At 70.2% G+C, this 20849-nt stretch carries 24 protein-coding genes; 11 read left to right on the plus strand and 13 right to left on the minus strand.

Translation table 11 applies throughout. From position 1 onward, the window contains the following. Positions 1–6: 6 nt before the first annotated feature. From AC07PU_RS23210 to AC07PU_RS23225, 4 genes are all read left to right on the plus strand, one after another. The gene (locus tag AC07PU_RS23210; protein ID WP_093340596.1) at positions 7–780 is read left to right on the plus strand and encodes an IclR family transcriptional regulator; all 774 of its coding nucleotides are present in this window, start codon (positions 7–9) and stop codon (positions 778–780) included. 144 nt (positions 781–924) lie between these two features. Further along, complete coding sequence (locus AC07PU_RS23215; protein ID WP_490879793.1) at positions 925–1959, plus strand: ABC transporter substrate-binding protein; 1035 nt, start codon at positions 925–927, stop codon at positions 1957–1959. Continuing rightward, positions 1959–2810 (plus strand): ABC transporter ATP-binding protein, encoded by an 852-nt coding sequence (locus tag AC07PU_RS23220; protein ID WP_093340599.1) that lies wholly within the window; start codon positions 1959–1961, stop codon positions 2808–2810. Before AC07PU_RS23215 ends, AC07PU_RS23220 begins: the two co-directional genes overlap by 1 nt. Before the next feature lie 9 nt (positions 2811–2819). Beyond that, the gene (locus tag AC07PU_RS23225; RefSeq protein WP_093340600.1) at positions 2820–3590 is read left to right on the plus strand and encodes an ABC transporter permease; all 771 of its coding nucleotides are present in this window, start codon (positions 2820–2822) and stop codon (positions 3588–3590) included. Between the two features lie 6 nt (positions 3591–3596). Here AC07PU_RS23225 and AC07PU_RS23230 read toward each other — a convergent pair whose 3' ends face one another. Further along, entirely contained in the window at positions 3597–4097 is a 501-nt protein-coding gene (locus AC07PU_RS23230) for a DUF2938 domain-containing protein (protein WP_495320870.1), read from the minus strand. Beyond that, a complete protein-coding gene (locus AC07PU_RS23235; protein ID WP_495320872.1) occupies positions 4090–4959 on the minus strand; it encodes a class I SAM-dependent methyltransferase in 870 nt (289 codons plus the stop codon). Before AC07PU_RS23235 ends, AC07PU_RS23230 begins: the two co-directional genes overlap by 8 nt. A gap of 77 nt (positions 4960–5036) precedes the next feature. Here AC07PU_RS23235 and AC07PU_RS23240 point away from each other — a divergent pair, with 77 nt between their 5' ends. After that, complete coding sequence (locus AC07PU_RS23240) at positions 5037–5507, plus strand: helix-turn-helix domain-containing protein (protein WP_495320874.1); 471 nt, start codon at positions 5037–5039, stop codon at positions 5505–5507. Here AC07PU_RS23240 and AC07PU_RS23245 read toward each other — a convergent pair. Beyond that, positions 5471–5707 (minus strand): oxidoreductase-like domain-containing protein, encoded by a 237-nt coding sequence (locus tag AC07PU_RS23245; RefSeq protein WP_093340606.1) that lies wholly within the window; start codon positions 5705–5707, stop codon positions 5471–5473. The genes AC07PU_RS23240 and AC07PU_RS23245 overlap by 37 nt on opposite strands. 85 nt (positions 5708–5792) lie before the next feature. On the opposite strand from AC07PU_RS23245, the gene AC07PU_RS23250 reads away from it, so the two are divergent. After that, the gene (locus tag AC07PU_RS23250) at positions 5793–6914 is read left to right on the plus strand and encodes an acyltransferase family protein (RefSeq protein WP_495320876.1); all 1122 of its coding nucleotides are present in this window, start codon (positions 5793–5795) and stop codon (positions 6912–6914) included. On the opposite strand, the gene AC07PU_RS23255 is transcribed toward AC07PU_RS23250, so the two are convergent. Next, complete coding sequence (locus AC07PU_RS23255) at positions 6915–8261, minus strand: sensor histidine kinase (protein WP_296784507.1); 1347 nt, start codon at positions 8259–8261, stop codon at positions 6915–6917. Next, entirely contained in the window at positions 8258–8941 is a 684-nt protein-coding gene (locus tag AC07PU_RS23260) for a response regulator (protein ID WP_495320878.1), read from the minus strand. The genes AC07PU_RS23255 and AC07PU_RS23260 overlap by 4 nt, the downstream gene beginning before the upstream one ends. 99 nt (positions 8942–9040) lie before the next feature. On the opposite strand from AC07PU_RS23260, the gene AC07PU_RS23265 reads away from it, so the two are divergent. Beyond that, positions 9041–9724, plus strand: coding sequence for a phosphatase PAP2 family protein (locus AC07PU_RS23265; RefSeq protein WP_495320880.1), 684 nt, complete (start codon positions 9041–9043; stop codon positions 9722–9724). An 18-nt stretch (positions 9725–9742) separates the two neighbouring features. On the opposite strand, the gene lpxO is transcribed toward AC07PU_RS23265, so the two are convergent. From lpxO to AC07PU_RS23280, 3 genes are all read right to left on the minus strand, one after another. Further along, positions 9743–10639 carry a lipid A hydroxylase LpxO gene (gene lpxO, locus AC07PU_RS23270; protein WP_093340613.1) on the minus strand — a complete coding sequence of 299 codons (897 nt, stop codon included), beginning with the start codon at positions 10637–10639 and terminating at the stop codon, positions 9743–9745. 107 nt (positions 10640–10746) lie between these two features. Beyond that, the gene (locus AC07PU_RS23275; protein WP_093340615.1) at positions 10747–12183 is read right to left on the minus strand and encodes an ATP-binding protein; all 1437 of its coding nucleotides are present in this window, start codon (positions 12181–12183) and stop codon (positions 10747–10749) included. Beyond that, complete coding sequence (locus AC07PU_RS23280; protein ID WP_057591573.1) at positions 12180–12869, minus strand: response regulator; 690 nt, start codon at positions 12867–12869, stop codon at positions 12180–12182. The genes AC07PU_RS23275 and AC07PU_RS23280 overlap by 4 nt, the downstream gene beginning before the upstream one ends. A 132-nt stretch (positions 12870–13001) precedes the next feature. Here AC07PU_RS23280 and AC07PU_RS23285 point away from each other — a divergent pair, with 132 nt between their 5' ends. Continuing rightward, on the plus strand, positions 13002–14129 hold the full coding sequence (locus tag AC07PU_RS23285) for an alpha/beta fold hydrolase (RefSeq protein WP_495320883.1): 1128 nt from the start codon (positions 13002–13004) through the stop codon (positions 14127–14129). 16 nt (positions 14130–14145) lie between these two features. On the opposite strand, the gene AC07PU_RS23290 is transcribed toward AC07PU_RS23285, so the two are convergent. Then, positions 14146–15027 carry an NAD(P)-dependent oxidoreductase gene (locus AC07PU_RS23290; protein ID WP_495320885.1) on the minus strand — a complete coding sequence of 294 codons (882 nt, stop codon included), beginning with the start codon at positions 15025–15027 and terminating at the stop codon, positions 14146–14148. A gap of 113 nt (positions 15028–15140) precedes the next feature. Between AC07PU_RS23290 and AC07PU_RS23295 the strand changes: the two genes are divergently transcribed. Next, positions 15141–15500, plus strand: a complete 360-nt coding sequence (locus AC07PU_RS23295) for a winged helix-turn-helix transcriptional regulator (protein ID WP_208510609.1) — start codon at positions 15141–15143, stop codon at positions 15498–15500. Positions 15501–15510: 10 nt separating this feature from the next. Then, positions 15511–16710: a serine hydrolase domain-containing protein gene (locus AC07PU_RS23300; protein WP_495320887.1), complete on the plus strand. Its 1200-nt coding sequence runs from the start codon at positions 15511–15513 to the stop codon at positions 16708–16710. 2 nt (positions 16711–16712) lie between these two features. On the opposite strand, the gene AC07PU_RS23305 is transcribed toward AC07PU_RS23300, so the two are convergent. From AC07PU_RS23305 to AC07PU_RS23315, 3 genes are read right to left on the minus strand one after another with little or no spacing between them, the layout of a single operon-like run. Further along, positions 16713–17114 (minus strand): OsmC family protein, encoded by a 402-nt coding sequence (locus AC07PU_RS23305; RefSeq protein ID WP_495320889.1) that lies wholly within the window; start codon positions 17112–17114, stop codon positions 16713–16715. 26 nt (positions 17115–17140) lie between these two features. Then, positions 17141–17623, minus strand: a complete 483-nt coding sequence (locus AC07PU_RS23310) for a GNAT family N-acetyltransferase (RefSeq protein ID WP_495320891.1) — start codon at positions 17621–17623, stop codon at positions 17141–17143. 24 nt (positions 17624–17647) lie between these two features. Next, a complete protein-coding gene (locus AC07PU_RS23315) occupies positions 17648–18115 on the minus strand; it encodes an Lrp/AsnC ligand binding domain-containing protein (protein WP_057591580.1) in 468 nt (155 codons plus the stop codon). Between the two features lie 129 nt (positions 18116–18244). Between AC07PU_RS23315 and AC07PU_RS23320 the strand changes: the two genes are divergently transcribed. Beyond that, positions 18245–19546 (plus strand): D-amino acid dehydrogenase, encoded by a 1302-nt coding sequence (locus AC07PU_RS23320; RefSeq protein WP_495320894.1) that lies wholly within the window; start codon positions 18245–18247, stop codon positions 19544–19546. Between the two features lies 1 nt (position 19547). Here AC07PU_RS23320 and AC07PU_RS23325 read toward each other — a convergent pair whose 3' ends face one another. Further along, positions 19548–20627 (minus strand): aromatic ring-hydroxylating dioxygenase subunit alpha, encoded by a 1080-nt coding sequence (locus AC07PU_RS23325; RefSeq protein WP_495320896.1) that lies wholly within the window; start codon positions 20625–20627, stop codon positions 19548–19550. Positions 20628–20849: the final 222 nt, after the last annotated feature.

Consider the following 20849-nt stretch of genomic DNA (forward strand, 5'->3'; position numbering starts at 1 on the left):
CCAGATATGAGCACCCTCGCCAACGCCATGGACGTCCTGAAACTGATCGCGCGCCTGCGCCGCGACATCACGGTGACGGACGTGGTGAACGAGCTGGGCCTGCCCAAGAGCTCGGCCTCGCGCACGCTGAGCATGATGGCCGGCTACGGTTTCCTCGACCGCGATGCCGCCACGCGCGCCTACCGGCCGGGCGGCGTGATCATGGAAGCCTCCTACCACTTCCGCGCCTCGCGCAACGCCGCCTCGCTGGTGGAGGAGGCGCTCGCCGCGCTGGTCGACCAGACCCGCTTCACGGGCTACATCAACGTGCTCGACGGCGCCGACACGCTGGTGATCCAGATGCGCGCCGGCGCGGGCGCGCTGCAGATCTACACGCCGCCGGGCAGCCGCGCGCCGGCCTATTCGAGCGCGATGGGCCGCGCGCTGCTCGCGCGCCTGAGCGACGCGGAAGTGACGGCGCTGCTCGGCGGCCGGCTCGACCAGGGCCGCGGCGACGCGCCGCGCACGCGCAAGGACCTGATGGCGCGGCTGGCCGTGATCCGCGAGACCGGCTGGGCCCTCTCGCGCGGCGAGTACGTGACCAACGTGGCGGGCATCTCGTCGGCGGTGTTCGACGCGGCCACGCGCCAGACCTATGCCTTCGGCGTCGCGCTGCCCGCCGAGCTGCTGTCGGAGCCGCTGGTCGAACGCTACGGCGCCGTGGTGCGCGATGCCGCCGCGAACGTGGGCAAGCGCATCGGCGACCCGTATTGGCTCGCTTTCGGTGCCAACGTCCCCTGAATTTCGAAGGTTTTTCCCGTGTGCGGTGCAGTTTTTCGCTGGGCGCGCACCGCCTTGAATCGCGGGAAGGGTTCGCACCAATCACGTGCGGGCACCGTTTTTGCTTGAATCCGGAAGCATTCACTTTCACGGAACCAAGCCCGCATGAACAAGCGCCATCTGCTCCAGTCCTTCCTCGCCGCCTCGGCCCTGAGCTTCGGCCTGCCCTCGGCCTTCGCCCAGGCCACGACGCCGATCAAGTTCCAGCTCGATTGGCGCTTCGAGGGACCGGCCGCGCTGTTCCTGCATCCGGCCGCCAAGGGCTACTTCAAGGCCGCCGGCCTCGACGTGACCATCGACGCGGGCAACGGCTCGGGCGGCACGGTCACGCGCGTGGCCTCGGGCGCCTACGACATGGGCTTCGCCGACCTCGCGGCGCTGATGGAATTCCACGCCAACAACCCCGACAGCCCGAACAAGCCGGTCGCGGTGATGATGGTCTACAACAACACGCCGGCCTCGGTCATGACGCTCAAGAAGAGCGGCATCACCAAGCCCGCCGACCTCACGGGCAAGAAGCTCGGCGCGCCGGTGTTCGACGCGGGCCGCCGCGCGTTCCCGATCTTCGCCAAGGCCAACAACATCGGCACGGTCAACTGGACCGCGATGGACCCGACCCTGCGCGAGACCATGCTGATGCGCGGCGACATCGACGCCATCACCGGCTTCACCTTCACCTCGCTGCTCAACCTCGAGGCGCGCGGCGCCAAGACGGCCGACGTGGTGATCCTGCCCTTCCCCGACTACGGCGTGAAGCTCTACGGCAACGTCATCATCGCCTCGCCCAAGCTCATCAAGGAGAACCCCGAGGCGGTGAAGAAATTCCTCTCGGCCTTCGCCAAGGGCGCCAAGGAAGTGATCGCCAATCCCGCGCAGGGCATCGAATCGGTGAAGGCGCGCGACGGCATCGTCGACAGCAAGCTCGAGACGCGCCGCCTGCAGCTCGCGATCGACACCGTGATCAACAGCGCCGACGCGCGCGCCGACGGCTTCGGCGCGGTCAACGCGGGTCGCCTGTCGCTGATGGCCTCGCAGGTGTCGGATGCCTTCAACACCAAGACCCGCGTGAGCCCCGAGGCCGTGTGGTCCGCCGCGCTGCTGCCGCCGGCCGCCGAACTCAGCGGGATCCTGCGCAAGTGATGGCGGACGCTGCGAACGAGGCCGCCCCCTTCGTCGACTTCCAGGACGTCTGGCTCGCCTACAACGAGGAGCTGCTGCGCGCCAACCACTTCGCGGTCGAGGCCATCGACCTGAAGGTGAAGCGCGGCGAGTTCATCGCCATCGTCGGCCCCTCGGGCTGCGGCAAGTCGACCTTCATGAAGCTCACGACCGGGCTCCGGATGCCGTCGATGGGCCGCATCCGCATCGACGGCGCGCCGGTGACCGGGCCGCTCAAGATCTCGGGCATGGCCTTCCAGGCGCCCTCGCTGCTGCCCTGGCGCACCACGGTCGACAACGTGCTGCTGCCGCTGGAGATCGTCGAGCCCTACCGCTCGAACTTCAAGGCCAAGCGCAAGGCGTACGAGGAACGCGCGCGCCGCCTGCTGCAGAAGGTGGGCCTGGGCGGCTACGAGGACAAGTTCCCGTGGCAGCTCTCGGGCGGCATGCAGCAGCGCGCGAGCATCTGCCGCGCGCTGATCCACGAACCCAAGATGCTGCTGCTCGACGAGCCCTTCGGCGCGCTCGATGCCTTCACGCGCGAGGAGCTCTGGTGCATCCTGCGCGACCTCTGGACCGAGCAGCGCTTCAACGTGATCCTGGTCACGCACGACCTGCGCGAGTCGGTGTTCCTGGCCGACACGGTCTACGTGATGAGCAAGAGCCCGGGCCGCTTCGTGGTCAAGCGCGAGATCGAGCTGCCGCGTCCGCGCGAGCTCGAGCTCACCTACACCAAGGAGTTCACCGACATCGTGCTCGAGCTGCGCAGCCACATCGGTGCCATCCGCGGCAATGCCGCCGGCGCGACCGGTGCCGCCGCGGTGGCCCACTGAGGAGCGGCCATGAAGAACAACAAGCAACTCGAACGCTGGTCGCCCTGGCTGCTGCTCGTGGCGGTGATCCTGCTGTGGCAGGTGATCTGCGCGGGCTTCGGCGTCTCGGACTTCATCTTCCCGAGCCCGCTGCGCATCTGGAACCAGTTCTGGGAGTTCAAGGAGATCATCGCGGGCCATGCCTGGCGCACCTTCTGGGTCACGATGGCGGGCTTCGGCCTCGCGATCGTGGTGGGCGTGCTGCTCGGCTTCGTGATCGGCAGCTCGCGCCTGGCCTATGCGGCCATCTATCCGCTGATGACGGCCTTCAACGCGCTGCCCAAGGCGGCCTTCGTGCCGATCCTGGTCGTGTGGTTCGGCATCGGCATCGGGCCCGCGATCCTCACCGCCTTCCTGATCAGCTTCTTCCCGATCATGGTCAACATCGCGACCGGCCTCGCCACGCTCGAGCCCGAACTCGAGGACGTGCTGCGCGTGCTCGGCGCCAAGCGCTGGGACGTGCTCATGAAGATCGGCCTGCCGCGCTCCATGCCCTACTTCTTCGGCTCGCTCAAGGTCGCGATCACGCTGGCCTTCGTGGGCACCACGGTCAGCGAGATGACCGCCGCCAACGAGGGCATCGGCTACCTGCTGATCTCGGCCGGCTCGTCGATGCAGATGGGCCTGGCCTTCGCGGGGCTGATGGTGGTGGGCGCGATGGCGATGCTGATGTACGAGCTCTTCAGCGTGGTCGAGAAGCACACCACGGGCTGGGCGCACCGCGGGTCGCAGAACCAGTGAGGCGCTTCAGGGGCTGAGCACCGACAGCGCCCAGGCCGCGAGGTAGAGGCCTAGCCCGAACACCGCGTGCGTGACGAGGCCGTGCCAGCGCGCCACCCACGGGCGCGGCGTGCGGCGCGCGGCGAGGCCCGCGCCCATGCCCGGCTGCATCAGCAGCCAGGGCGCCGCCACCGTGCCGATGCCCACCAGCAGCGCGAGGCCCGGCGTCGGCCGGCGCGCCCAGTCGAGGCCGCCGATTCCCAGCAGCACGAGCGCGAACGCGATGCCGGTCGCGTAGTGGAGCGCCCAGCCCAGCAGGCGCTCGCCGGGCACGGGCGCGGTGGCCGCGATCGGGCGATGGACGAAGCGCCCGCGCGGCAGGTGCGCGGCCCAGCGGCCGACCAGCGCGTAGTCGAGCGAGGGCAGGCCGAACACGCGCCGGCGCACGAGGGCCCAGAGGTCCATCACGACCGTGGCGCCGATGCCGATCGGCACGGCGCGCGCCAGCAGTTCGGCGAGCTCAGCCATGGAACACCTCGTGCGGCACGGCCGCTTCGGCGCTGGCGAGCCAGCAGGCCGCGGTGAAGCGCACTTCGTCGCCCTGCACGAAGGGTTCGAAGGCGGCACGCACCGTCTCGATGACGCGCTCGCGCGTCGCCGCATCGGCCTGCTCGAGCGCGAGGCCGACCGGCCCGAGGCGGCTCAGGTAGGGCACGAGCTCCTGCGCGGGCAGGCTGCACGCCAGATCGACGGGACGGATCGCGATGGCGCCCCAGCCGGCCTGCGCGAGGATGGCCTCGACCCGCTCGCGGTCCGCGAAGCCGAACTGTCCCGGCGCGCCGGGCCGGCGCGCGGGCAGTCGAGGCAACAGCGGTGCCGCGGCGCGTTCGGCCGTGGTCATGAACGGGTTCTCGGCGGCTGCGCGCCACGCGAGGAAGCGCAGCGCGGCACCGTCGCACGCGGCGCGCCGCAGGTTCGCGAAGGCCGCGACCGGGTCGTCGAAGAACATCACGCCGAGGCGCGAGACGATGGTGTCGAACCCGGCCGGTGCGAAGGCATGGGTCTGGGCATCGGCGCACACGAAGCGCACCTGCGAACCCGCGCGCTCGGCGCGTGCGCGGGCGGCCTCGATCATCGGCGCCGAGATGTCGATGCCGACGCATTCGCCGGCATCGCCCGACGGCCTCGCGAGCGCGAGCGTGACGGCGCCGGTGCCGCAGCCCACGTCGAGCACGCGGCCGAGGGGACGCCCGGCCATGGCCTCTGTCAGCAGCGTGCCGAGCGGTGCGAACAGCCGGTCGAGCAGCGGCTGCCGGTCGACCCAGGCGCGGCCCGCCGGGCCGTTCCACAGCCGCGCCTGTTCGTTCCCGGGCTCTTGCGTGTCGTGCATCTTTCTTTCCTTTCTGGCTTGCCTTCGGAAGGCGGAGAACGCACTATGCAAGTTCAAGTCGACTTGAGGTCAAGAGGATGGCACCACTGGATATCGCGCAGGTGGCGAGGCAATCGGGCGTGCCCGCTTCCACGCTGCGCTTCTACGACGAGAAGGGGCTGATCGCCTCGACGGGCCGGCAGGGGCTGCGCCGGCTGTTCGATCCCGGCGTGCTCGAGAAGCTCGCGCTGATCTCGCTGGGCCGCGCCGCCGGCTTCTCGCTCGACGAGATCGCGCGCATGTTCGCGCCCGACGGCCAGCCGCGCATCGACCGCCGCATGCTCGAGACCAAGGCCGACGAGCTCGACCGCACCATCCGCCAGCTCGCCGCGATGCGCGACGGCCTGCGGCATGCGGCCGTGTGCCGCGCGCCCAGCCACATGGAATGCCCGACCTTCCGGCGCATCCTGCGCGCCGCGGGCACGGGCGCCATCGCGGCGCCCGATCGCAAGGCGCCGCGCAAGCGCGCCGCTCAGTCGAGCAGCAAGGAGGCCTCGTCGCGCCAGTAGGCGACCGCCGCGAGCCAGCCTTCCCAGACGCAGCCGTTGCAGCCGCGCCCGCAGCAGGTGGTGGGTTCGGGCGGCGGCGCGCGCATCGCGAGGCCGCGCGCCGCCAGCAACGGCGCGATGCGCGCAATCAGGGCCTGGGCACTGGCGAGGTCGGTCGGCGTGGCGAGAAGGGCCGGGTCGGCGAAAGGCGAATCGGACATGCGGTGCGGAGGCGGTCGAGGCGCGATTGTCGATGCTTCAGCAGCCCTTCAGGCCGCGCGGGCGTTCGTCCGCAGAATCGCCGCGATGGTCCGCTCCGATGCCCTGCCCCGCCTGCCGCACGTCGACCTGCTGCGCGGCCTGCTGGTGGTCTTCGTGATCCTGCTGCATGCGAACCTGCGCCTGCCCTTCGGTCCGCCCGAGCTCGCGCAGGCACTCGGGCCGCGCCTGCAGGGCATCCTGTTCAGGAGCGGCTACTACGCGGTGATCGCGTTCTTCGTGGTGTCGGGCTACCTGATCACGAGCGCCTCGCTGCGCCGCTGGGGCACGCTGTCGCGCGTGCCGCCCGGTGCCTTCTACCGCCTGCGCGCGGCGCGCATCCTGCCGAGCCTCGTGCTGCTGCTCGCGGTACTGAGCGTGCTGCATCTCGCGGGCAGCGCCTGGTTCGCGCTCGACACGACCAAGGTCTCGCTGCCGCGCGCGCTGCTCGCGGCGCTGGGGCTGCACCTCAACTGGCTCGAGGCGCAGGTCGGCTACCTGCCCGGCCCCTGGGGCGTGCTGTGGTCGCTCTCGGTCGAGGAGGCCTTCTACCTGGGCTTTCCATGGCTGTGCCTGCTCGCGCGCGGCGAGCGCCGCTTCGCGCTGCTGATGCTGGTGCCGATCGCGCTCGGGCCGCTGGCGCGCAGCGTGTGGAGCGACAACGAGCTGTGGCAGGACCACGCCTACCTCTCGGGCATGGACGGCATCGCCTTCGGCTGCCTCGCGGCACTGCTCGCGCACCGCGTGCCGCGCGCGCCCTCGGCCACGGTGCATCGGCTGCTGCTGGCCGCGGGCGCGCTGCTGGTGGCGGGCGTGTTCTGCTTGCGGCGCGAGGTGTTCCAGCTCGGCCTCACGCGCTTCGGCCTGCAGGTCACGCTGCTCGAACTGGGCCTCGCGCTGCTGCTGGTGGCGGCGCACTGGCAGCCCTGGCGCTGGTGCGCGGGCGCGGCCACGGCGCCGCTGCGCTGGTTCGGGCGCCACAGCTACGAGGTCTACCTGAGCCACATGTTCGTGGTGATTCCCGGTGCCTGGTGGTTCCAGCAATCGGGCCTGTCGGCGACGTGGATTCCGCTCGGGTATCTCGTGCTGCTGGCCGTGTCGGGGCTGCTGGGCCAGGTGGTGGCACGAGGCTTCTCCGAGCCCTGCAACCGCTGGCTGCGCCAGGCCTGATCAGGTCCCGAGGTTCAGCTCCAGCCGCATCCGCGCGCCGCCCGTGTCGTTGCTGCCGATGGTGAGCCGCCCGCGGTGCAGGTGCGCCACCTCGGCCACGAGGTGCAGCCCGAGCCCGGCGCCGCGCCCGCGCGGCACCAGCCGGTGGAAGGGCTCGACCACGCGCTCGCGTTCCGACTCGGGAATGCCGGGCCCCGAGTCGAGCACCTCGATGCAGAAGGGCTCGCACAGCCGCACCTGGATGTCGCAGCCCTGCCCGCCATGCTCGATCGCGTTCTGGATCAGGTTGGTCAGCGCGCGCTCGAGCGAGGGCGCATCGCCGCCGACCACGATCGCCAGCGGCGCATCGACCGACAGGCTGCAGCGGTTCATGATCGCGAGCGGCGCGAGGTCGGCCGCCGCGCGCTCGCACAGCGCCTTCAGGTCCACCTGCTGCGCCTGCACCACCACGCCATCGAGCCGCTGCAGGTCGAGCAGCTGCTCGGCCAGCGTGGCCAGCCGCGCCGAGGCCTGCATCAGCTTGACCTTGAGCGGATCGTTGGGCAGCCCCTCGAGGCGGATCTGCAGGATGGTGATCGGCGTGCGCAGCTCGTGCGCCGCGTCGGCCAGGAAGCGCTCCTGCCGGTCGTAGCCCTCGTTGAGCCGGTCGAAGGCGCGGTTGACGGCGTTGACCAGCGGCCGGATCTCGCCGGCCACGCCGTCGAGCGGCAGCCGCGTGGTGCGCTCGTGCACGTCGATGCTCTCGGCATGCGCGGCGGTGGCGATCAGGCCCTTGAGCCCGCGCTTCACCACGAAGGGCGTCGCGAGGATCACGCCGAGGCAGGTGACCAGCGCCATCGGCGCCACCAGGAACAGGAAGGCCACGCCGGTGCCGCGCAGCGTGCTCTTCATCGACAGCGGGCTGCCGGTCTGGACCATCATCGCGACCGGGCCGGCGCGCGTCTCGACGCGCTCGAAGCGCGCCTTCGGCTGGCCGTTGCTGGTGGCGAGGTCGATCCACACGCGGTCGATGCCGTCGAAGCGTCCGGCCAGGCCGAGGTAGCGCTCGGGCACCTCGCCCTGCACGAGCTGGTGGCCCTGCGCATCGCGCACGATGAACCACAGGCCCGCGCCGGCGTTGCCGCGCAGCTGTTCGAACTCGGGCGTGGGCGCGAGCGCGAGTGCGCCGTCGCCCGCGCGCACGACGGCATCGCGGATCACGCGCACCGTCTCCTCGCCGGTCTCGTCGACCACCCGGCCCAGCACCCAGGCCAGGCCGATGAAGCCGCCCATCACCAGCAGCCCCACCACCACCTGCAGCAGGATCAGGCTCCAGATCAGCTGCCAGCGCAGCGACAGCAGCTTCATACGGCGCCCGGCGCCGCGCACAGCAGGTAGCCCACGCCGCGGATGGCGTGGATCTCGACCTGGGCGCCGGCCTTGTCGAGCTTGGAACGCAGGCGCGAGACATGGGTGTCGAGCGCATTCGAATGGATGTCGCCTTCCTGCCCGTAGACGCGGTCGTGCAGCGACTCGCGCAGCACGGTGCGCCCGCGCTGCTCGAGCAGGGCCTCGAGCACCAGCAGCTCGCGCCGCGTGAGCAGCAGGCTCTGCGCATCCACATGCGCCTGCCGCTGCAGGTGATCGAACTGCAGCCGCGCCAGCGCGGTGACCGGGTTGGCACGCAAGGCAGGACGCCGCGCGAGCGCGCGCACGCGCGCCATCAGCTCGTCCATCGAGAAGGGCTTGGCCAGGTAGTCGTCGGCGCCGCCATCGAGGCTCAGCACGCGCTCGGAGATGTCGGCCATCGCGGTGAGCACCAGCACCGCGGCCGCGATCCCGTTGGCGCGCAGGAACTCGATCAGGCTCAGGCCGTCACCATCGGGCAGGCCGCGATCGAGCACGATCACCTCGTGCTGGCCCGCGAGCACCGCGTCCTGTGCCTCGCGCAGCGAACCCGCCACGTCGACCACCGCCTGGTTCTGGCGCAGTGCCGCCGCCAGCGCCTGCGCGAGTTCGGCTTCGTCTTCGACCAGCAGGATTCTCATATCGGGCGGGAATTCTAGAGGCCGGCCCCGATCGGACCTCGTAATGTTCACGCAATGCCCGCGCCTACCCTGGCCGGTTCATCCATCCAGGGAGCCCAGGTGACACCCCTCTCGTCCCGCCCCGTCAGGACCCCATGGCACGCGGCGCTGGCGTGCCGCATCGCCACGCTCTGGGTCACCAAGATGCTCGGCACCACGCTCGGCATCTCGGGCTTCTTCGTGCTGTATTTCTGGGTCATGCACCACCCGCTCGGCCTGCCGCTCACGATGCCGCTCACGGCCGTCGACCATTGGGTGCCGCTGAGCGACGACGCGCTGCCGCTCTACGCCTCGCTGTGGCTCTACGTGGGCCTGGCGCCGGCCCTGGCCAAGGACCGCGCCGAGCTGCTGCTGCATGCGCAGGCCGCGGCGCTGATGGCGGCCATCGGGCTCGCGGTGTTCTGGCTCTTTCCGACCGTGGTGCCGGTGTTCGCGGTCGACTGGGCGCAGTACCCCTCGCTGCAGTTCCTCAAGAGCACCGACGCGGGCGGCAATGCCTTCCCCTCGCTGCACGTGTCCTTCGCGGTGTTCACGGCCGTGCTGATGACGCGCCAGCTGCGCAGCGTGGACGCGCCCGCCTGGGTGCTGGCGCTCAACTGGCTGTGGGCGGCGGGGATCGTCTACTCGACGCTGGCCACGCGCCAGCACGTGCTGCTCGACGTGCTCGGCGGCACGGCGCTGGCGGGGTTCATGAGCTGGATCACCGGACCGGCGCGGCGACGGCTGATCCTCGTGGGCGTCTGAGGCGGCGCCCGGCCTTCATCACCAGAAGATCCAGAGCGCGAGGCCGCCGAAGATCGCCCACTTCACGAGGTAGTACACGCGCTTGTCCCAGGCCTTGAGGCGCTTGCCGATCACGCGGATCTGGTAGATGTACTTGAAGGCGCGGTTGATGCCGCCGGTCTTGTCGCCGGCATCGTTGGGCGAGCTGGCCGCGGCCAGCAGGTTCTTCGCGAACCAGCGGTTGACGGCGCTGGCCCAGCGGTACTTGAGCGGACGCTCGATGTCGCAGAACAGGATCACGCGGTCGTGGTCGGTGGTGTTCTCGGCATAGTGGATGTAGGTCTCGTCGAACACCACCGATTCGCCGTCGCGCCAGTGGTAGCGCTGGCCGTCGACGTCGATGTAGCAGCCCTCCACGCCCGGCGTCCACAGGCCCAGGTGGTAGCGCAGCGAACCCGCGAAGGGATCGCGGTGGCGCACCAGCCGGCTGCCGGGCGGCAGCTCGGCGAACATCGCGGCCTTGATGGTGCCGATGCCGCGCAGCAGCTCGGTCGTGCGCGGGCACAGCACCGCGGCCGAGGGATGGGCCTCGTCGTACCACTTGAGGTAGAAGCGCTTCCAGCCGCTCTTGAAGAAGGAGTTGAAGCCCACGTCGTTGAACTGGCTCGAGGCCTTGATGCTGCCGCCGTTGCGCATCGCGAGCGCCTCCTCGCGGATGACCTCCCAGTTCTCCTCGAGCACGCGCATCTCGGGGAATTCCTTGGGCGACAGGTAGGGCGTGCTCGGCACCTTCGAGAAAAGGTACATGAACACGTTGAGCGGCGCGAGGAAGGTCGAGTGGTCCGACAGCTGGCGGAAGAAACGATGGCGCACCTGGCCGCGGAAATGCACGTAGAGCGCACTGAGCGCGAAGATGGCGAGAATGACCCACTTCATGTGAGAGTGTCCTGTTCGGGGGGAGCGCTGGAGAGCACCCGCTAGTTTAATTCTTCACACTTCAACGAGCCTGACGCGGGTTTTGGCCCCCAAAACGGCTCCGCGCCTCAGGTGCGGCCCTCGAGCATCGGCTGCTCCTGCCCCTCGACCGCCAGCGGCAGCCGCACCACCGCCAGCAGCCCGCGGCCGCCGGCGCCGGTCTCGAGCGCCACGGTGCCGCCATGCTTGTCGACCACCGACTTGACGATCGCCAGCCCGAGCCCGCTGCCGCTCTGGGTCTGGCCCGGGCTGCGGAAGAAGCGGTCGAACACCCGCTCGCGCAGGCCGGGCGGGATGCCCGGGCCCTGGTCGGCCACGCGCAGCACCGCATGGCCCTGCTCGCGCGCCACCTGCACCTTCACCACGGTGCGGCGGGGGCTGTACTTGATGGCGTTGTCCACCAGGTTGTCGACCATCGACACCAGGCTCTCGCGCTCGCCGAGCACCGGCACCTCGCCCGCGCAGGCCAGTTCGAGCTCGACGCCGCGCGCATGCGCCACGCCCTCGATCATCGCGAGCCGGTCCTGCACCAGCGCATCGAGCGACAGCGCCACCGGCAGCGCGGCATCGGACACGGCGTCGCTGCGCATGAGCTGCAGCAGCTGGCCCACCAGCCGGGTCGCGCGGTCGTTGCTGCGCAGCAGGTTGCCCATCAGCTCGCGCTGCCCGGAATCGATGCTCTGCGCCTTCAGCGCCTCCACGTTCACGCGCATCGCGGCCAGCGGCGTGCGCAGCTCGTGGGCCGCGTCGGCGATCAGGCTTCGCTCGCGCGTGGTGCTGTCGCGCACCCGCTGCAGCAGGGTGTTGATGCTCTGCACCAGCGGCTGCAGCTCACGGTGCGGCGGCCGGTACGACAGCGGCGTGAGGTCGGCCGGCCCGCGCTCGGAGGTCTCGCGGCTCACGCGGCGCCAGGGCCGCAGCGCGAGCCGCACCGTGAGCCACGCCGGCACCACCAGGAAGGGCAGGCTCACCAGCAGCGGCAGCAGGTAGTAGCCGCGGTAGGTGATGTTGACCACCAGCCGCCAGATGCCGGGCTCGGCGATCATCACGCGGGTGTCGAACTGCGGCGAATGCAGCGTGCGCGCGCGCCACTCGCGCCCGCCCACGTGCACCGTCTCGATCAGGTCGGGCACGCTGTTGACGATCTCGGGCACCGCATCGGTGGTGCGGTAGATCAGCTTGCCGCGCTGCCACACCTGCAGCATCGGCGAGGTGTCGGATTCGGCGTTGCCGTCGCTCGCGGTCTCGAGCAGCGCGAGGTCGAAGGCATGCAGGGTGTCGTACTGGCGCTTCGGGTCGTCGGCCAGGTTGATGGCGATCGCCGCCACGCTCTCGTAGATCTTGCTGAAGCGCAGCAGCTCCGGGTCCTTGTAGGAGTCGTAGAACAGCAGCCCGACGATCAGCGTCCACAGCGCCGCGACCACCGCCATCTGCGCCAGCACCAGCCTGCGCATCAGCGAGGGCTGGATCACCCGCCCGATGAAGCGCAGCGCGGTTCGGATCATGCGCGCGGGCTGCCGGCGCGCGCCAGCGACTGGGCGTCGACCACGTAGCCGATGCCGCGCACGGTGCGGATGTAGCCCTGGCCGATCTTGCGCCGCAGGTTCGAGATGTGGACCTCGAGCGAGTTGCTGCCGATGCCCGGGCCGCCCGGCAGCACCTGTTCCTCCATCACGCGGCGCGTGACCACGCGGCCGGTGCGCTTGAGCAGCAGCGCGAGCAGGTCGAACTCGCAGCGCGAGAGCTCCACCTGCTGGCCGTCGACCAGCACGCCGCGCGTGGGCTCGTGCAGCGCCAGGCCGCGCATGCGGATGGTCTCGTCGTCGAAGCCGTAGCTGCGGCGCGCGAGCGCGCGCACGCGCGACAGCAGCTCGGCCAGCGCGAAGGGCTTGACCAGGTAGTCGTCGGCGCCGTCGTCGAGGCTGCGCAGCCGGTCGTTGAGCGCGTCGCGGGCGCTGAGCACGAGCACCGGCAGGATCTGGCGCTCGCGGCGCAGGCGCAGCAGCAGCTCGATGCCGTCGCCATCGGGCAGGCCGAGGTCGAGCAGCACCATGTCGAAGGCACCGCTGTCGAGGGTGCGGATGGCATCGTCGAGACGGCGCACCCAGACCACGTCCATGCCCTGGTTGGCGAGCGCGATGCGCACGCCGTTGCCGAGTTCGAGGTCGTCCTCCACGAGCAAAAGATTCATGACAGTCTCCGTGCGGTGCGCCGCCCGGCACCTGGGGAGCGGGAAGTATCTGCCAAGCGGCGTTCGACGACTTCAGGATTCCTTCATGAAGGCCACAGGCTGGCTTCAGGTCGCGTGCCCACACTGCCCGCCATGCCCCGGTTCCATCCCCTCTTCTTCCCGCCGCGGCGCGCCTTCCTGCGCGCCGCGCTGGCCTGGCCCTCGGCCGTCTCGCTCTCGGGCCTCGGCGGCCTCGTCACCCTCGGCGGCTGCGGCGGCAGCAGCCATCCGGGCAGCCCGCCGGCCGTCGTGCCCGCCGGCCCGACCGTGGTGTCGGTGACCGACCGCCGCGTGAAGGTGGCGCACGATGTCTCGCTGCACGTGCGCGACTGGCAATGCGACAACTGCCGCGGCCCGACCATCGTGCTGCTGCCGGGGCTGGGCGCCAATGCCTACGTCTTCGACGGCCTGGCCCATGCGCTCGCGCCGCGTGCGCGCGTGATCGCGGTGAGCCGGCGCGGCTACGGCCAGTCGGACAAGCCGCTGCCGGTGCGCACCGCCACCCAGCACTACGAGGTCGACACGCTGGTGGCCGACCTGCATGCGCTGCTCGACGGGCTCGGGCTGGACCGCGTGGTGCTCGCGGGCCATTCGATCGCGGGCAACGAGCTCACGCGCTTCGCGGGCCGGCATCCGCAGCGCGTGCGCGGGCTGGTCTACATCGATGCCACCTTCGACCACACGCGCGACCCCGCCACCGGCGGCCTGCCCGTGCCCGAGAACCGGCTGTTTCGCGAGCCGGTGCCGCACGAGGAGGACGGCGCCTCGATGGAGGCGGCGCTCGCCTACGCGCGGCGCACCGTGCGCCACTGGTCAGCGCCGCTGGAAGCCAACCTGCGCGACCAGCTCGACCTGCAGCCCGACGGCAGCGTGCGCCTCAACACGCCCGCCGTCGTGGCCGCCGCGATGGAGACCGCGAGCCATGCCTTCTCGCCCGACTACGCACCGGTGCGAGCGCCCGCTCTCGTCGTGACCGCGATGCCGGGCGACATCCGCGACATCTTCCCCGCGCTGCCCGAGACGCTGGACGCGGCCACGCTGAAGGATGCGGCGGCCTACCTGCGCGTGATCCGCTACGTGCGCGTCGACGACGCGGCCCGCCTCATGGCGGCACTGAAGACCCACCACCAACTGGTGTTCGAGGACGCCTGCCACGGCGACTTCTTCATCGAGCGCGAGGCCGAGCTGGTGCGCGCCATCGAGGCGATGCGCTGGGCCTGAGGGCCGGCCGGCGATGTCAGGCCGGCGCGCGCAGCAGCTTGATCAGCGCGGCCAGCTCCTCGCCGCCGAGCCCCGCGGCATCGGCGCGCTGGAACAGGCCAGCCGCGAAGGCCGGGAACTCGCTGTTGATGCCGCTCTCGCGCGCCGTCTGCAGGATGCGCTGCGTGGCCTCGACCGAGATCCGCATCGGGCTCTGCGAGATCTTGAAGTCGCCCGACTGGATGACCGCGCCCTCGTGCCGCAGGAAGCCCGCGAAGGTCGGCATGATGCCCGCGACGATGCGCCCGAACTCGGCCACGTCGAAGCCCTCCGACTCGGCCACGCGCGCGCCGTGCAGGAAGCCCAGCATCGTGCCGTAGATGGTCGAGAGCGTCGCGAGGTCCATGGCCGCGGCATTGCTGATCTTCTCGCCCAGGTAGACGATGCCGCCGCCGAGCACCGCGAGCAGCGGCGCGACGGCACGGAGCACCGGCTCGTCGCCCGACATCAGGATCGGCGTGTCGCCCTGGCCCATCTGCTCGGGCGCGGCCTGGATCGCGCCCTCGAGGAAGGTGGCGCCGTGGCGCTGCGCCCAGGCCTGCGCATCGCGCGCATCCTGCGGGCTGCCGGTCGTGAGCTGCACCAGCAGGCGGCCGTCCATCGCGGCCGCCACGCCCTCGGCGCCGAGGATCGCATCGGCCGCGCGGTAGTCGTAGACGCACATCAGCACCACGTGGCTCGCGCGCACCGCGGCGGCGGCGCTGTCGGCCAGCACCGCGCCCTGGGCGACCAGCGGCGCGGCCTTGTCGGCGCTGCGGTTCCAGACCGTGACTTGGTGGCCCTGTTCGAGGTAGAGGCGCGCGATGGTGGCGCCCATCGAACCGAGGCCGATGACGGTGATCTTCTGCTTGCTGCTCATGGGGTGTTCCAAAAGGATTGACGATGGCTGCATGGTAGAAATCGCACCTCCCGATGGTCAAGTACCTACGATAAAGTGAGGTACTTACCAAAACGTCAGTATTGGAGAACGGCATGGCAGCGAAGAAGCCCTACGTCTGCGGCATCGGTCCCGCGTTCGAAGTCATCGGCGGCAAATGGAAAGCGCTGATCCTCTGGGAGCTGCACCTGCAGCCGCGCCGCTTCGGCGAGCTGCGGCGCATGCTGCCAGGCATCAGCGAGAAGATGCTGATCCAGCAGCTGCGCGAACTCGAGACCGACGGCATCGTCGCGCGCGAGGTGTTCCACGAAGTGCCGCCGCGCGTCGAGTATTCGGAGACCAAGCTGGGCGCCACGCTCAACGCGGCGCTCGGCCCGCTCGCCGATTGGGGCGACCGCTACGCCAAGCGCGTGGAGGCGGCGCGCAAGCAGTCGGAAGCGGCCAGGCAGGGCTGAGGGAGATCGGATGAGGACAATGCTGAAGGACCCGGCGCGCCGCAACGCGCTGGCCACGATGATCGCGATGGCACTGCCGTGGGCCGCCGCGCGCGCCGACGAGGGCTGCTCCGCCCGCGCCGCCTATGCCGGCCCGCCGCGGCGTTCCGCGCCCGATGCCATCTGGCAGCGCGACTTCGGCCGCGCGATCGACGGCGAGCTGCCCGTCGACCTGCAGCAGAGCCTCGGCGATGCGCTCGACAGGATGCTGCAGCACGTGCCAGCCGCGAGCGTGGCGGTCGCGATGCCCGGCGAAGGCAGCTGGCGGGCGACACGCGGCCTGGCGCGCACCGAGCCGCGCGAGCCGGTGCGGCCCGACCAGGGCTTCCAGGTCGCGAGTACCGCCAAGACGCTGACCGCCGCGATCGTGCTGCAGCTCGTGGAGGAACGCCGGCTCGCGCTCGGCGACAGCATCGAGCGCTGGTTCCCCGAGGCGCCCAACGCGGGGCTCGTCACCATCGAACACCTGCTGCGCCACACCAGCGGCCTCGTGAGCTTCAATGCGCTGCCCGACTTCGGCACGAAGTACCGGCCACCCGCGGAGATCATCGCCATGGGCCTCGCGCAGAAGCCGCAGTTCTGTCCCGGCACGAACTGGAGCTACAGCAACACCGGCTACGCGATGCTCGGCGCCCTCGTCGAGCAGCTCGAGGGCGTGCCCTTCGAACAGGTGCTGACGAAGCGGCTGCTCGACCCGCTCGCGCTCACGCACACGACGATGCGCCGCCCCGGCGTCGAACTGCCGGTGGTCAGCGGCCACGCGGCCGGCCGCCCGGTCGATGCGCCCGACCAGTACGCCACGCCCCATGCCGCGGGCGCGCTGGCCTCGACCGCGGGCGACCTCGTGCGCTTCTGGCATGCGCTGCTCGGCGGCCGGGTGCTGCCGGTGGCCACGGTGCGGCGCATGTTCATCGACATGCCCGCGATGCTCGGCCCCTACAGCGGCGGCAATGCCTCGTACGGCATGGGCGTGCAGCTCTACGACGTGCCCGACGGCCCGGGCCTGATGCTGGGCCACAGCGGCGGCATCGAGGGCTTCACGAGCGTGGTCGCCTACGTGCCGGCCGACGACCTCTACATCGCCGTGTCCTTCAACGAGAAGAAGGTGCCGGCCGAGGCCGGCCTGTGGTCGCTGCTGCGCGCGGTGCGTGCCTGGCGCGTGCTGCGCTGAGCCTAGTCGGCCCAGCGGGTCTGGATCTCGGTCGTCACCTCGGTCATGAGCTTGTGCACCGGGCACTTGCCCGCCACGCGCAGCAGCTCGTCGCGCTGCGCATCGCTGAGGTTGCCGCTCACGCGCAGCGTGGAGTCGAGCCGGTAGATGCCCTTGCGCTCCTCGCTGTCGTCGCGGTCGACCACGACCTCGATGTCCTCGACCGGAATGCCCTTGCGGCGCGCGTAGATCAGCACGGTGAGCGCCTTGCAGGCGGCCAGCGAGGCGTCGTAGAGGTCGTGCGGCTCGGGGCCGTCGTCGTTGCCGCCGCCGGCCGGCGAGGCATCGACCGCGATCTCGTGGTTGCGGATCTTGAGGATGTGGCGCGTGCCGGTGGTGCCGTCGCGGCGGATCGAGATGCTCATGGCGGTGTCCTTGGGTGGGAAGGGATTCAGGGAGCCAGCGGCTTCACGTAGAGGATGGTCGTGAAGCCGCTGTGCCATTCGAGGTCGGGATAGCGGTCAGCCTCGCGGTAACCGAGCGCGAGGTAGAAGCCCTGGCTCGCGGTGTTGAAGGTGTCGGTCTCGAGCCGCGCGAGTTCGACGCCGTCGGCGCGCATGCCGGCTTCGGCGAAGGCCATGAGCGCGCGCGCGATGCCCTTGCGCTGCTGCGCCGCGGGCACGTGCAGCGCCTGCACGAAGTCGCGCTGCCAGTGCACCATACCGACCACCTCGCCATCGATCTCGGCGACGAAGAACTCCGGCCCCATCTCGTCGATGTAGCCCACGGGCTCGCCGCTCTCGCGGTAGCCGCGCGCCGCCTCGGGCGTGAGCTGCGGCAGCCAGGTGCTCGCGAAGGTGTCGTCGAGGATGGCCTTGACGGCGTCGAAGTCGTCGAGGCGCCAGGGGCGGATGGTGATCGGGTCTTGGGACATGGGCCGGCGATGGTAGCCGTGCCTTCAGCGGTCGGTGGCGAGCATCAGGGTTTCCTTGATCTCCTCCATCACCACGTAGCTGTGCGACTCGGCCGCCACCGGCAGCTTCTTGAGGATGTCGCCGAGCAGGTGGCGGTATTCGCTCATGCCGCTCAGGCGCGCCTTCACGAGGTAGTCGAAGCTGCCCGACACGAGGTGGCATTCGAGCACCTCGGGCATGTGCAGCAGCTCCTGCCTGACCTTGTCGAACACGTCGCCCGACTTGGCCGAGAGCTTGATCTCGACGAACACCAGCAGCGTCTTGCCCAGCGCCTCGGGCGACACGCGCGCGTGGTAGCCGCTGATGACGCCATCGCGCTCCATGCGCTTCACGCGCTCGGCGCAGGGCGAGGCCGACAGGCCGATGCGCTCGGCCAGTTCGGTCATGGAAATGCGGCCCTGGCGCTGCAGCAGGTCGAGGATCTTGCGGTCGATTCGGTCGAGCTCGGGCACTTTCACTCCGCGCGGCGCATAGGAAGGTTCTGCACAGGGGATTCCGCTGCCGAACGCTTGAAAACAGTGGAATCCACTTCATTCTGACGCATAAATTCTCATCATTCCATTCGAATCAGCGGATACACCATGAAAGTCATCGTTCTGGGCGGCGGCGTGATCGGCACCACCACGGCCTACTACCTCGCGCGCTCGGGCGCCGACGTCACCCTGCTCGACCGGCAGGCCGGCCCGGCCGAGGAAACCAGCTTCGGCAACGCGGGCCAGGTGTCGCCCGGCTACTCCACGCCCTGGGCCGCGCCCGGCATTCCGCTGAAGGCGATCAAGTGGATGTTCCAAAAGCATGCGCCGCTGTCGATCCGCCCCGACGGCACGCTGTTCCAGCTGCGCTGGATGGCGCAGATGCTGCGCAACTGCTCGCCCGAGCGGTATGCGATCAACAAGGAACGCATGATGCGCGTGGCCGAGTACAGCCGCGGCTGCCTGCAGGCGCTGCGCGCCGAGACCGGCCTGCAGTACGAGCACCGCACCGGCGGCACCCTGCAGCTGTTCCGCACGCAGGCGCAGCTCGACGCGGTGCAGCGCGACATCGCGGTGCTCGAGGAATGCGGCGTGCCCTACGAACTGCTCGACCGCGATGCGCTGGCACGCGTCGAACCCGCGCTGGCCGGCGCGCGCGACCGCCTCACGGGCGGCCTGCGGCTGCCGAACGACGAGACCGGCGACTGCCACCTGTTCACGCGCGGCCTGGCCGAGATCGCGCGCGGCCTGGGCGTGGACTTCCGCTTCGGCCAGGGCGTCGAGGCGCTCGAGGCCGAGGGCGGCCGCATCAGCGGCGTGCGCACCACGGCCGGCAAGGTGCTCACGGCCGACCGCTACGTGATGGCCTTCGGCAGCTATTCGCGCGCGGCCATCGCCTCGCTGGGCCTCGACATCCCGGTCTACCCGGTCAAGGGCTACTCGCTCACGGTGCCGCTGGTCGACGAATCGCTGGCGCCGCAATCGACCGTGCTCGACGAGACCTACAAGGTGGCCGTCACGCGCTTCGACAACCGCATCCGCGTGGGCGGCATGGCCGAGCTCTCGGGCTTCGACCTGCGCTTGAACCCGCAGCGCCGCGCCACGCTCGAGAAGGTGGTGAGCGACCTGTTCCCGGGCGGCGACCTGCCGCGCGCGAGCTTCTGGACCGGCCTGCGCCCGATGACGCCCGACAGCACCCCGATCGTCGGCGCCACGCGCTACCCGAACCTGTTCCTCAACACCGGCCACGGCACCCTGGGCTGGACCATGGCCTGCGGCTCGGGCAAGCTGATCTCCGACATCGTGACCGGCCAGCGGCCCGAGATCCGCACCGACGGTCTCGCGATGGACCGCTACGAAGAGGGCCGCTCGCGCACCGCGCGGCCGAGCACCTCGCCGGCCACGGCCTGAATCAGGCCGCCTTCGCGACCGGCGCCGCGGCCTCCATGCCGCGGTGCACCTCGGCCTCGCCATGCCGCACTAGCAGCTGCATCAGGTGCTTGCGGATCAGCATGCCCGGGCGGTCCGATTCCATCGAGTACTCGACGCCGCGCCGGCGCGTGTCGACCAGCGCATCGGGGTCGGTCGACTCGAGGATGTCCTTGTCCTCGCGCGTGATCTCGTCGTCGAAGGCGATCAGCATCGCGGCCGGGCAGTCGGCCTCGGTGTCGTTGCGGAACAGCCATTGGCACAGCTGCATGCGGTGGTCGTCGATCGGCGTGAAGCAGTTGATGATGATGTGGCGGATGCCGCTCGGGTACTCGATGTCGAGGCGGCGCGAGAACGGCAGGAAATAGGCATTGCGCATGTGGCGCGTGGTGATGGGATCGGTCACGCCGCTGATCGCGTGGAATTTCTCGGGATTGGTCGCCTCGATGACGGTCTCGGCATAGAAGCCCGCCTCGTTCTCCACCAGTTCGTACTTGCTCGGCTTCGGGCTCGCGGCCACGCCGAAGGTGGCGCGGTGCACGAAGCTGAAGTGCGAGTTGTCGAAGGAGTTCTCGAGCGCGCGCAGCGGGCTGGTCTGCCATTCCTCGTGGAACTGGAAGATGGTGCGATAGCCGGGATCGTCGAACTCGGGGATGGCGGGGATGTCGGCGATCGGCTCCTCGAGCGCCACCCAGGCATAGCCATGGCGCGCGGTGCAGCGGTAGGCCGTGGTGCGGTAGTCGGGCGAAATGGGCCGCTCGGGGTCGTACTGCGGGATGCGGATGACCTGGCCGCCGCGGTCGTAGGTCCAGCCGTGGTAGCCGCACTGGATCGCGCCCTGGGCGCAGGCCTGGCCCGCACCATCGACGCACCAGCCCTTGGAGAGCTTCGCGGTGCGGTGGCAACAGCGGTCGCGCAGCGCGGCCGGCTGGCCCTCGGCATCGAGGAAGAGAACGATGTCCTCGCCGAGCAGCCGGAAGGGCTTGGGGCCCTGGGCCAGGTCGGTGAGCGGCATGACGGCATGCCAGAACTTGCGGAAGACGGGTTGACGGGTGACGAGCATGGGCGGACTCCTTCTGAGGTCGTGTGGGACGAACTGAAAGAGCAATTTCCCACCCCGTGCCGGACCGCGATGGCGCGATGACGATGAGGCTGAACGCTTCTACTCTGCGCAACTGCCTTGCAAATTGCGCGCCCGGATTGTTGCGCGGCGCGCGTGCCCTGCCAAGCCCCGCCGCCCATGCCCGAGCCAAGCCCTTGGCATGCCTTCTGCTTTGCCGAGCCC

The organism is Variovorax sp. GW821-FHT10D07, from assembly GCF_059415325.1.

Excerpts from the sequence above, each read along its gene's own strand:
- AC07PU_RS23215 (WP_490879793.1), top strand. The coding sequence starts at position 925 with ATGAACAAGCGCCATCTGCTCCAGTCCTTCCTCGCCGCCTCGGCCCTG.
- AC07PU_RS23325 (WP_495320896.1), bottom strand. The coding sequence starts at position 20,627 with ATGCTCGTCACCCGTCAACCCGTCTTCCGCAAGTTCTGGCATGCCGTC.
- AC07PU_RS23305 (WP_495320889.1), bottom strand. The coding sequence starts at position 17,114 with ATGAGCATCTCGATCCGCCGCGACGGCACCACCGGCACGCGCCACATC.
- AC07PU_RS23210 (WP_093340596.1), top strand. The coding sequence starts at position 7 with ATGAGCACCCTCGCCAACGCCATGGACGTCCTGAAACTGATCGCGCGC.
- AC07PU_RS23295 (WP_208510609.1), top strand. The coding sequence starts at position 15,141 with ATGGCAGCGAAGAAGCCCTACGTCTGCGGCATCGGTCCCGCGTTCGAA.
- AC07PU_RS23285 (WP_495320883.1), top strand. The coding sequence starts at position 13,002 with ATGCCCCGGTTCCATCCCCTCTTCTTCCCGCCGCGGCGCGCCTTCCTG.
- AC07PU_RS23250 (WP_495320876.1), top strand. The coding sequence starts at position 5,793 with ATGGTCCGCTCCGATGCCCTGCCCCGCCTGCCGCACGTCGACCTGCTG.
- AC07PU_RS23290 (WP_495320885.1), bottom strand. The coding sequence starts at position 15,027 with ATGAGCAGCAAGCAGAAGATCACCGTCATCGGCCTCGGTTCGATGGGC.
- AC07PU_RS23275 (WP_093340615.1), bottom strand. The coding sequence starts at position 12,183 with ATGATCCGAACCGCGCTGCGCTTCATCGGGCGGGTGATCCAGCCCTCG.
- AC07PU_RS23245 (WP_093340606.1), bottom strand. The coding sequence starts at position 5,707 with ATGTCCGATTCGCCTTTCGCCGACCCGGCCCTTCTCGCCACGCCGACC.
- AC07PU_RS23310 (WP_495320891.1), bottom strand. The coding sequence starts at position 17,623 with ATGTCCCAAGACCCGATCACCATCCGCCCCTGGCGCCTCGACGACTTC.
- AC07PU_RS23300 (WP_495320887.1), top strand. The coding sequence starts at position 15,511 with ATGAGGACAATGCTGAAGGACCCGGCGCGCCGCAACGCGCTGGCCACG.
- AC07PU_RS23320 (WP_495320894.1), top strand. The coding sequence starts at position 18,245 with ATGAAAGTCATCGTTCTGGGCGGCGGCGTGATCGGCACCACCACGGCC.
- AC07PU_RS23280 (WP_057591573.1), bottom strand. The coding sequence starts at position 12,869 with ATGAATCTTTTGCTCGTGGAGGACGACCTCGAACTCGGCAACGGCGTG.
- AC07PU_RS23225 (WP_093340600.1), top strand. The coding sequence starts at position 2,820 with ATGAAGAACAACAAGCAACTCGAACGCTGGTCGCCCTGGCTGCTGCTC.
- AC07PU_RS23230 (WP_495320870.1), bottom strand. The coding sequence starts at position 4,097 with ATGGCTGAGCTCGCCGAACTGCTGGCGCGCGCCGTGCCGATCGGCATC.
- lpxO (WP_093340613.1), bottom strand. The coding sequence starts at position 10,639 with ATGAAGTGGGTCATTCTCGCCATCTTCGCGCTCAGTGCGCTCTACGTG.
- AC07PU_RS23235 (WP_495320872.1), bottom strand. The coding sequence starts at position 4,959 with ATGCACGACACGCAAGAGCCCGGGAACGAACAGGCGCGGCTGTGGAAC.
- AC07PU_RS23255 (WP_296784507.1), bottom strand. The coding sequence starts at position 8,261 with ATGAAGCTGCTGTCGCTGCGCTGGCAGCTGATCTGGAGCCTGATCCTG.
- AC07PU_RS23220 (WP_093340599.1), top strand. The coding sequence starts at position 1,959 with ATGGCGGACGCTGCGAACGAGGCCGCCCCCTTCGTCGACTTCCAGGAC.
- AC07PU_RS23260 (WP_495320878.1), bottom strand. The coding sequence starts at position 8,941 with ATGAGAATCCTGCTGGTCGAAGACGAAGCCGAACTCGCGCAGGCGCTG.
- AC07PU_RS23240 (WP_495320874.1), top strand. The coding sequence starts at position 5,037 with ATGGCACCACTGGATATCGCGCAGGTGGCGAGGCAATCGGGCGTGCCC.